The organism is Escherichia sp. XD33, from assembly GCF_019375075.1.
In the GTDB taxonomy this organism is placed as follows: Bacteria; Pseudomonadota; Gammaproteobacteria; order Enterobacterales; family Enterobacteriaceae; genus Enterobacter; species Enterobacter flexneri_A.
On sequence record NZ_JAENDM010000085.1, the window covers coordinates 1 to 9,250 of the forward strand.

The 9,250-nt window shown below is 55.9% G+C and carries 7 protein-coding genes and 4 pseudogenes; 5 read left to right on the plus strand and 6 right to left on the minus strand.

The features are described from left to right. The 3 genes from K0778_RS23955 to K0778_RS23965 all read left to right on the plus strand — a co-directional run. On the plus strand, nucleotides 1-110 hold a 110-nt coding region (locus K0778_RS23955; RefSeq protein ID WP_019725171.1), incomplete at its 5' end, for an IS1 family transposase. A gap of 292 nt (nucleotides 111-402) precedes the next feature. Next, complete coding sequence (aph(3'')-Ib, locus tag K0778_RS23960) at nucleotides 403-1,206, plus strand: aminoglycoside O-phosphotransferase APH(3'')-Ib (protein ID WP_001082319.1); 804 nt, start codon at nucleotides 403-405, stop codon at nucleotides 1,204-1,206. Further along, nucleotides 1,206-2,042: an APH(6)-I family aminoglycoside O-phosphotransferase gene (locus tag K0778_RS23965; protein WP_049195390.1), complete on the plus strand. Its 837-nt coding sequence runs from the start codon at nucleotides 1,206-1,208 to the stop codon at nucleotides 2,040-2,042. The genes aph(3'')-Ib and K0778_RS23965 overlap by 1 nt, the downstream gene beginning before the upstream one ends. 97 nt (nucleotides 2,043-2,139) lie before the next feature. Here K0778_RS23965 and K0778_RS27925 read toward each other — a convergent pair. Beyond that, nucleotides 2,140-2,241: pseudogene (locus K0778_RS27925) on the minus strand (IS5/IS1182 family transposase); the annotation flags it as partial. 136 nt (nucleotides 2,242-2,377) lie between these two features. On the opposite strand from K0778_RS27925, the gene K0778_RS23970 reads away from it, so the two are divergent. Next, complete coding sequence (locus tag K0778_RS23970) at nucleotides 2,378-3,193, plus strand: aminoglycoside O-phosphotransferase APH(3')-Ia (RefSeq protein ID WP_000018321.1); 816 nt, start codon at nucleotides 2,378-2,380, stop codon at nucleotides 3,191-3,193. A 153-nt stretch (nucleotides 3,194-3,346) separates the two neighbouring features. Here the strand turns inward: K0778_RS23970 and K0778_RS23975 are convergent. Both K0778_RS23975 and K0778_RS23980 read right to left on the minus strand, forming a co-directional pair. Next, nucleotides 3,347-4,258 (minus strand): annotated as a pseudogene (locus tag K0778_RS23975) (C45 family peptidase); the annotation flags it as partial. A gap of 33 nt (nucleotides 4,259-4,291) precedes the next feature. Then, nucleotides 4,292-5,791, minus strand: a pseudogene (locus tag K0778_RS23980) (Tn3 family transposase); the annotation flags it as partial. 85 nt (nucleotides 5,792-5,876) lie between these two features. Here K0778_RS23980 and K0778_RS23985 point away from each other — a divergent pair. Beyond that, nucleotides 5,877-6,629, plus strand: coding sequence for an IS6 family transposase (locus K0778_RS23985; protein WP_000602738.1), 753 nt, complete (start codon nucleotides 5,877-5,879; stop codon nucleotides 6,627-6,629). 62 nt (nucleotides 6,630-6,691) lie between these two features. Here the strand turns inward: K0778_RS23985 and K0778_RS28690 are convergent. The 3 genes and pseudogenes from K0778_RS28690 to aac(3)-IVa form a co-directional block, all read right to left on the minus strand. Further along, nucleotides 6,692-7,045: pseudogene (locus K0778_RS28690) on the minus strand (AAC(3) family N-acetyltransferase); the annotation flags it as partial. A gap of 5 nt (nucleotides 7,046-7,050) precedes the next feature. Then, nucleotides 7,051-8,076, minus strand: coding sequence for an aminoglycoside O-phosphotransferase APH(4)-Ia (gene aph(4)-Ia, locus K0778_RS23990; RefSeq protein ID WP_000742814.1), 1,026 nt, complete (start codon nucleotides 8,074-8,076; stop codon nucleotides 7,051-7,053). A 228-nt stretch (nucleotides 8,077-8,304) separates the two neighbouring features. Continuing rightward, the gene (gene aac(3)-IVa / locus K0778_RS23995) at nucleotides 8,305-9,081 is read right to left on the minus strand and encodes an aminoglycoside N-acetyltransferase AAC(3)-IVa (protein ID WP_001199192.1); all 777 of its coding nucleotides are present in this window, start codon (nucleotides 9,079-9,081) and stop codon (nucleotides 8,305-8,307) included. Nucleotides 9,082-9,250 lie beyond the last annotated feature (169 nt).

The window sequence follows — 9,250 nt, forward strand, 5'->3', positions numbered from 1 at the left end:
TGAGGCAGCACCTGGCACGGCTGGGACGGAAGTCGCTGTCGTTCTCAAAATCGGTGGAGCTGCATGACAAAGTCATCGGGCATTATCTGAACATAAAACACTATCAATAAGTTGGAGTCATTACCCTTTTTTCATGTCTAAAAACTTGGGGGTATATAGTGAAAAATACCGTCCCAACGTCCCAAAGGCTGATAAGTAGGCGCATTATATGGGTAAATGGCTTTTATAATCCACGCCGAAGACATTCAACACTCGGCTGGAAATCGCCGGTGGCATTTGAGAAAAAAGCCGCTTAAAATGAGAGATAGACCGGAACACAACCGGTGCAAGTCCATAGCAACTCGTTTCTTTTCGCAGGTTGAGCCACCTCCGCGCTTCATCAGAAAACTGAAGGAACCTCCATTGAATCGAACTAATATTTTTTTTGGTGAATCGCATTCTGACTGGTTGCCTGTCAGAGGCGGAGAATCTGGTGATTTTGTTTTTCGACGTGGTGACGGGCATGCCTTCGCGAAAATCGCACCTGCTTCCCGCCGCGGTGAGCTCGCTGGAGAGCGTGACCGCCTCATTTGGCTCAAAGGTCGAGGTGTGGCTTGCCCCGAGGTGATCAACTGGCAGGAGGAACAGGAGGGTGCATGCTTGGTGATAACGGCAATTCCGGGAGTACCGGCGGCTGATCTGTCTGGAGCGGATTTGCTCAAAGCGTGGCCGTCAATGGGGCAGCAACTTGGCGCTGTTCACAGCCTATCGGTTGATCAATGTCCGTTTGAGCGCAGGCTGTCGCGAATGTTCGGACGCGCCGTTGATGTGGTGTCCCGCAATGCCGTCAATCCCGACTTCTTACCGGACGAGGACAAGAGTACGCCGCAGCTCGATCTTTTGGCTCGTGTCGAACGAGAGCTACCGGTGCGGCTCGACCAAGAGCGCACCGATATGGTTGTTTGCCATGGTGATCCCTGCATGCCGAACTTCATGGTGGACCCTAAAACTCTTCAATGCACGGGTCTGATCGACCTTGGGCGGCTCGGAACAGCAGATCGCTATGCCGATTTGGCACTCATGATTGCTAACGCCGAAGAGAACTGGGCAGCGCCAGATGAAGCAGAGCGCGCCTTCGCTGTCCTATTCAATGTATTGGGGATCGAAGCCCCCGACCGCGAACGCCTTGCCTTCTATCTGCGATTGGACCCTCTGACTTGGGGTTGATGTTCATGCCGCCTGTTTTTCCTGCTCATTGGCACGTTTCGCAACCTGTTCTCATTGCGGACACCTTTTCCAGCCTCGTTTGGAAAGTTTCATTGCCAGACGGGACTCCTGCAATCGTCAAGGAATTGAAACCTATAGAAGACATTGCTGATGAACTGCGCGGGGCCGACTATCTGGTATGGCGCAATGGGAGGGGAGCAGTCCGGTTGCTCGGTCGTGAGAACAATCTGATGTTGCTCGAATATGCCGGGGAGCGAATGCTCTCTCACATCGTTGCCGAGCACGGCGACTACCAGGCGACCGAAATTGCAGCGGAACTAATGGCGAAGCTGTATGCCGCATCTGAGGAACCCCTGCCTTCTGCCCTTCTCCCGATCCGGGATCGCTTTGCAGCTTTGTTTCAGCGGGCGCGCGATGATCAAAACGCAGGTTGTCAAACTGACTACGTCCACGCGGCGATTATAGCCGATCAAATGATGAGCAATGCCTCGGAACTGCGTGGGCTACATGGCGATCTGCATCATGAAAACATCATGTTCTCCAGTCGCGGCTGGCTGGTGATAGATCCCGTCGGTCTGGTCGGTGAAGTGGGCTTTGGCGCCGCCAATATGTTCTACGATCCGGCTGACAGAGACGACCTTTGTCTCGATCCTAGACGCATTGCACAGATGGCGGACGCATTCTCTCGTGCGCTGGACGTCGATCCGCGTCGCCTGCTCGACCAGGCGTACGCTTATGGGTGCCTTTCCGCAGCTTGGAACGCGGATGGAGAAGAGGAGCAACGCGATCTAGCTATCGCGGCCGCGATCAAGCAGGTGCGACAGACGTCATACTAGATATCAAGCGACTTCTCCTATCCCCTGGGAACACATCAATCTTACCGGAGAATATCGTTGGCCAAAGCCTTAGCGTAGGATTTCGCCCTCTCCCGCAAACGACCCCTTTATTGTAGGTGGGCCAGTTGGTGATTTTGAACTTTTGCTTTGCCACGGAACGGTCTGCGTTGTCGGGAAGATGCGTGATCTGATCCTTCAACTCAGCAAAAGTTCGATTTATTCAACAAATCCACGTTGTGTCTCAAAATCTCTGATGTTACATTGCACAAGATAAAAATATATCATCATGAACAATAAAACTGTCTGCTTACATAAACAGTAATACAAGGGGTGTTATGAGCCATATTCAACGGGAAACGTCTTGCTCGAGGCCGCGATTAAATTCCAACCTGGATGCTGATTTATATGGGTATAAATGGGCTCGCGATAATGTCGGGCAATCAGGTGCGACAATCTATCGATTGTATGGGAAGCCCGATGCGCCAGAGTTGTTTCTGAAACATGGCAAAGGTAGCGTTGCCAATGATGTTACAGATGAGATGGTCAGACTAAACTGGCTGACGGCATTTATGCCTCTTCCGACCATCAAGCATTTTATCCGTACTCCTGATGATGCATGGTTACTCACCACTGCGCTCCCCGGGAAAACAGCATTCCAGGTATTAGAAGAATATCCTGATTCAGGTGAAAATATTGTTGATGCGCTGGCAGCGTTCCTGCGCCGGTTGCATTCGATTCCTGTTAGTAATTGTCCTTTTAACAGCGATCGCGTATTTCGTCTCGCTCAGGCGCAATCACGAATGAATAACGGTTTGGTTGATGCGAGTGATTTTGATGACGAGCGTAATGGCTGGCCTGTTGAACAAGTCTGGAAAGAAATGCATAAGCTTTTGCCATTCTCACCGGATTCAGTCGTCACTCATGGTGATTTCTCACTTGATAACCTTATTTTTGACGAGGGGAAATTAATAGGTTGTATTGATGTTGGACGAGTCGGAATCGCAGACCGATACCAGGATCTTGCCATCCTATGGAACTGCCTCGGTGAATTTTCTCCTTCATTACAGAAACGGCTTTTTCAAAAATATGGTATTGATAATCCTGATATGAATAAATTGCAGTTTCATTTGATGCTCGATGAGTTTTTCTGATAGTTAGTCTTTGTAGAGACACAAACCTGAAATTCCGGACACCGCGCTTCAGGACATCTCCCTGGACGCCGATATCTGGCAGTATCCGGACGGTACTATCGAACGCCGGGCCAACGGTACTCCCCTGCCCTTTATGACTGACGACCGGCTATTTCACCCACGCACTTCTCCATGAAATTTAGCATCGTCGCGGTTAATGTCGAAAATTTGCCACCTGACGTGGTTGGCATCGAGGGTGAAAACTGCCGTGGCGAGGGTGTTCTCCTCATCCGGATCGTCGGCAGCCAGCCGGTAAATTGGCAGTTCTGCGTCATGGGTATCTGAGAGAATGGTTTTTGCCGCCGCGGCGTCAAACGGAGGTTGCGTTTCCCGCCACTGCACGAGGCGTAACTGCCGCGACGCTGAACTGTCGGTAACGATCTGCTCAACGCCAGCCAGTGCCGCATGCACCAGATGGTTGGCATGCCCGGTTACCGTCGTCAGGGGTAGAACGGAACAGCCTTGACCGGTGGCCTCAACGCTGAACAGCCGCGCATCGCCCAGCTGCCCGAGCGTATGGTGAAACGCCCCGGATCGCGGCTGGCCGGTAAGTATAGTGATGGCCTCGTCGAGGGTGTTCGCATTCAGCGAGGCGCGAGCCAGGATCTGACGCGGTAATCCCTGCGGACGATACACTGCACGGATGTTATTCACCGTGTTAACGATACCTTTTTCATTTACCGCAAAGGTGTGGCCGCAAATCGACCCCGGATAGGCAAAACTCGTAAAGCTCAGACCGCGACTCGGAGTAATGGTAGCCAGCAAGCATTCATCCCGTAACTGAGGAAAACCGTCTTCATTATGCGCGATAATCCGCTCGCCTGCGGCGTTTACCCCGGCCACCGTCGTACAGCCATCCGACGTTGAGCGCACCAGATCGCCACGGCAGTTCCAGGCAAAGACCTGATCAACAGTGGCCTCCAGTCCCTGCGCCAGCCCCTCCAGCTCCTGCCAGATGTGCGGATAATGCCGCTGCACCTCGGCGCGCATTAACCGGGTCTCAGGGGATGCCTGCAGGGTCATCACGGGGTCGTTTGCGGGAGGGGGCGGAATCCTACGCTAAGGCTTTGGCCAGCGATATTCTCCGGTGAGATTGATGTGTTCCCATCCGAGCGGCGAAACATGGGCCAAGAGATCGGGCGATAGCAGCTTTCCATCGCGTTTCTGGTTTGCAACGACCTCGCCGAGCTTCATGGTGTTCCAGAAGATGATGATGGCGGCGAGCAGATTCATGCCGGCGATGCGGTAATGCTGGCCTTCGGCGGAACGGTCGCGGATTTCACCGCGGCGGTGGAAGCTGATTGCCCGCTTCAGCGCATGATGAGCTTCGCCTTTGTTGAGCCCGATCTGGGCACGCCGTTGGAGTTCGGCATCCAGAATCCAGTCGATCATGAACAGGGTGCGCTCGACGCGACCGACTTCCCGCAGGGCTGTCGCGAGCTCGTTCTGCCGCGGATAGGAGGCGAGTTTCCGCAGAATCTGGCTTGGCGCGACGGTCCCGGCAGCAATGGTGGCGGCGATGCGCAGGATGTCGGGCCAATTGCGCTCGATCATGGCTTGGTTGACCTTTCCGCCGATCAACGCTCGCAGGTGCGCCGGGGCGGCCGACGGATTGAACGCGTAGAGCCGTTTGGATGGCAGGTCGCGGATGCGCGGAGCGAACCGGTAGCCGAGAATGGCACATGCGGCAAAGACGTGATCGGTGAAGCCGCCCGTGTCGGTGAACTGCTCGCGGATATGGCGTCCAGCATCGTTCATCAGCAGGCCATCGAGGATGTAAGGCGCTTCGCTTGCCGTTGCAGGAATCACCTGGGTTGCGAACGGCGCATATTGGTCGGAGACGTGGCTATAGGCTTTCAGGCCCGGGGTATTGCCATATTTCGCGTTGACCAGGTTCATGGCCTCACCTTGCTCTGTAGCGACGAAGAACTGTCCGTCGCTCGAAGCCGACGTGCCCATGCCCCAGAACCGGGCCATGGGTAACGCTGCCTGTGCCTCGACCACCATGGCCAGCGCCCGGTCATAGGCTTCGCCCTCGACATGCCACCGTCCAATGCGGATCAATTCCCAGAAGGTGTGGGTGTTTGTCGCATCCGCCATTTTGCGCAAGCCGAGGTTGATCCCTTCCGCCAAGATAACGTTCATTAGCCCGATCCGGTCAGCGCAGGGTGCTCCTGTGCGCAGATGGGTGAACGCTTCGGTGAAGCCGGTCGCCGCATCCACCTCCAGCAGGAGATCGGTGATGCGCGTGGGCGGGATCTGCTTGTAGAGATCGAGCACCAGATCTTCGGCGCCTGTCGGCGCGGCGGCTTCGAGTTTCTCGATATGCAGAACGCCGTTTTCAATCGACCCGCCCGGGATCGTGCCTGCGCGAGCGGCACGGCCAAGCTCGCGCAACCGCATGTCGAGGCGAGCTTGCCGGTCTGCCAGCCATTCCTCCGGCCGCAATGGCACAGCGAGACGACCGCCTTCCGCGATGGATTGTGCCGGAACGAGTGCGTGTTTCAGATCGCCATAGCGCCGGGACCTAGTAAGCCAGACATCTCCGGAGCGGAACGCATGGCCTTGTCGCAAATTCTTCAGGTTAACTCGATGTTGACCATGGGGAGAGAAGTTGCCGCTCCTGATATTGCGGAGCGAGCCGATGATTTTGAATACCATTGCCGAAAAGCTGAAGCGCCAGTCGAAGGATGATTTCAAGGGCAGGCATTTCGAGGCCTGGCTGATTGTACAGGCGGTTGCCTGGTACTTGCGCTACCCGCTCAGCTATCGTGACTTGGAAGAGATGTTTCGCGAGCGGGGCTTCGAGGTCGATCATAGCACGATCAACCGCTGGGTATTGGCTTATGCACCTGTCATCGAGAAACGGCTGCGGCAGTTTCGTCGACCCCATTGCGGCTCGGTCCGGATTGATGAGACCTATGTCAAGATCCGCGGCAAATGGCGCTATCTGTACCGAGCCATCGATAAGCATGGCAATCCGGTGGATTTCCTGCTGACCGCTAAGCGCGATCTCGACGCTGCCAAGCGGTTCTTCCGAAAGATGCTTAAAGATGAACCCTTGTTGTCGCCGAACAGGATTGGGACGGACGGGGCCAACACCTTCCCGTCAACGATCAAAACGTCGGTTGATGATGGGCTTCTCCATCCCGATCCCGTGCATTATGTGACCAAACATCTCCAGCAGGGGATTGAGAGCGACCATTTCCGGGTGAAGAAGAACATGCCGAAGATCGGCGGTTTCCAATCCTTTAACACGGCGCGGCGAACCATCGCGGGTTTCGAGGCGATGCTGTGGCTGCGGAAGGGCTTTGGCTTTTCAGGCGGCTGGACCGTCAATGACCAGAATGATTTGCTTGCGCGCCTCTTCGGACTGCAAAAGGTTAACAAAGCATGAAAATACCGGCCTTGGCTGGGTGATAGCTGCCTCCAAAAGTGTTTGCGACACGCCCGGAACAATTCAGCCACTGCACCCATGTTCCGAGTTGGTGTGGTTTGCGGATCGTATGCCGGCATCTCGTTGCGCAAGATCTGCACCCAATCGGCAGGCACGGGCGGCGATCTCCAATCTGCGGGATCAGTCAGATCACCCGAGTGCGTGGGCATGACAATCGTGCCCTGGGGACCAACACAATCCAGAAGGGCCTGAATCACTGCGACCGGCCCTCCCGCGACCCAGCCGAGCGAGCTTAGCGAACTGTGGACGAGAACTGTGCCACCAAGCGTAAGGCCGTTCTCTCGCATTTGCCTTGCTAGGCTCGCGCGAGTTGCTGGCTGAGGCGTTCTCGAAATCAGCTCTTGTTCGGTCGGCATCTACTCTATTCCTTTGCCCTCGGACGAGTGCTGGGGCGTCGGTTTCCACTATCGGCGAGTACTTCTACACAGCCATCGGTCCAGACGGCCGCGCTTCTGCGGGCGATTTGTGTACGCCCGACAGTCCCGGCTCCGGATCGGACGATTGCGTCGCATCGACCCTGCGCCCAAGCTGCATCATCGAAATTGCCGTCAACCAAGCTCTGATAGAGTTGGTCAAGACCAATGCGGAGCATATACGCCCGGAGCCGCGGCGATCCTGCAAGCTCCGGATGCCTCCGCTCGAAGTAGCGCGTCTGCTGCTCCATACAAGCCAACCACGGCCTCCAGAAGAAGATGTTGGCGACCTCGTATTGGGAATCCCCGAACATCGCCTCGCTCCAGTCAATGACCGCTGTTATGCGGCCATTGTCCGTCAGGACATTGTTGGAGCCGAAATCCGCGTGCACGAGGTGCCGGACTTCGGGGCAGTCCTCGGCCCAAAGCATCAGCTCATCGAGAGCCTGCGCGACGGACGCACTGACGGTGTCGTCCATCACAGTTTGCCAGTGATACACATGGGGATCAGCAATCGCGCATATGAAATCACGCCATGTAGTGTATTGACCGATTCCTTGCGGTCCGAATGGGCCGAACCCGCTCGTCTGGCTAAGATCGGCCGCAGCGATCGCATCCATGGCCTCCGCGACCGGCTGCAGAACAGCGGGCAGTTCGGTTTCAGGCAGGTCTTGCAACGTGACACCCTGTGCACGGCGGGAGATGCAATAGGTCAGGCTCTCGCTGAATTCCCCAATGTCAAGCACTTCCGGAATCGGGAGCGCGGCCGATGCAAAGTGCCGATAAACATAACGATCTTTGTAGAAACCATCGGCGCAGCTATTTACCCGCAGGACATATCCACGCCCTCCTACATCGAAGCTGAAAGCACGAGATTCTTCGCCCTCCGAGAGCTGCATCAGGTCGGAGACGCTGTCGAACTTTTCGATCAGAAACTTCTCGACAGACGTCGCGGTGAGTTCAGGCTTTTTCATATCTCATTGCCCCCGGACGAGCGTCTGCTCCGCCATTCGCCGTCCGCCGTGCCAATCGGATCAGCCGTCCAAATGCGGGATTTTCGTTAGTCGGAGGCCAAACGGCATTGAGCGTCAGCATATCATCAGCGAGCTGAAGAAAGACAATCCCCGATCCGCTCCACGTGTTGCCCCAGCAATCAGCGCGACCTTGCCCCTCCAACGTCATCTCGTTCTCCGCTCATGAGCTCAGCCAATCGACTGGCGAGCGGCATCGCATTCTTCGCATCCCGCCTCTGGCGGATGCAGGAAGATCAACGGATCTCGGCCCAGTTGACCCAGGGCTGTCGCCACAATGTCGCGGGAGCGGATCAACCGAGCAAAGGCATGACCGACTGGACCTTCCTTCTGAAGGCTCTTCTCCTTGAGCCACCTGTCCGCCAAGGCAAAGCGCTCACAGCAGTGGTCATTCTCGAGATAATCGACGCGTACCAACTTGCCATCCTGAAGAATGGTGCAGTGTCTCGGCACCCCATAGGGAACCTTTGCCATCAACTCGGCAAGATGCAGCGTCGTGTTGGCATCGTGTCCCACGCCGAGGAGAAGTACCTGCCCATCGAGTTCATGGACACGGGCGACCGGGCTTGCAGGCGAGTGAGGTGGCAGGGGCAATGGATCAGAGATGATCTGCTCTGCCTGTGGCCCCGCTGCCGCAAAGGCAAATGGATGGGCGCTGCGCTTTACATTTGGCAGGCGCCAGAATGTGTCAGAGACAACTCCAAGGTCCGGTGTAACGGGCGACGTGGCAGGATCGAACGGCTCGTCGTCCAGACCTGACCACGAGGGCATGACGAGCGTCCCTCCCGGACCCAGCGCAGCACGCAGGGCCTCGATCAGTCCAAGTGGCCCATCTTCGAGGGGCCGGACGCTACGGAAGGAGCTGTGGACCAGCAGCACACCGCCGGGGGTAACCCCAAGGTTGAGAAGCTGACCGATGAGCTCGGCTTTTCGCCATTCGTATTGCACGACATTGCACTCCACCGCTGATGACATCAGTCGATCATAGCACGATCAACGGCACTGTTGCAAATAGTCGGTGGTGATAAACTTATCATCCCCTTTTGCTGATGGAGCTGCACATGAACCCATTCAAAGGCCGGCATTTTCAGCGTGACATCATTCTGTGGGCCGTACG

Coding starts and splice junctions, on each gene's coding strand:
- K0778_RS23965 (WP_049195390.1), top strand. CDS start 1,206: ATGTTCATGCCGCCTGTTTTTCCTGCTCATTGGCACGTTTCGCAACCT.
- K0778_RS23970 (WP_000018321.1), top strand. CDS start 2,378: ATGAGCCATATTCAACGGGAAACGTCTTGCTCGAGGCCGCGATTAAAT.
- K0778_RS23985 (WP_000602738.1), top strand. CDS start 5,877: ATGATTTTGAATACCATTGCCGAAAAGCTGAAGCGCCAGTCGAAGGAT.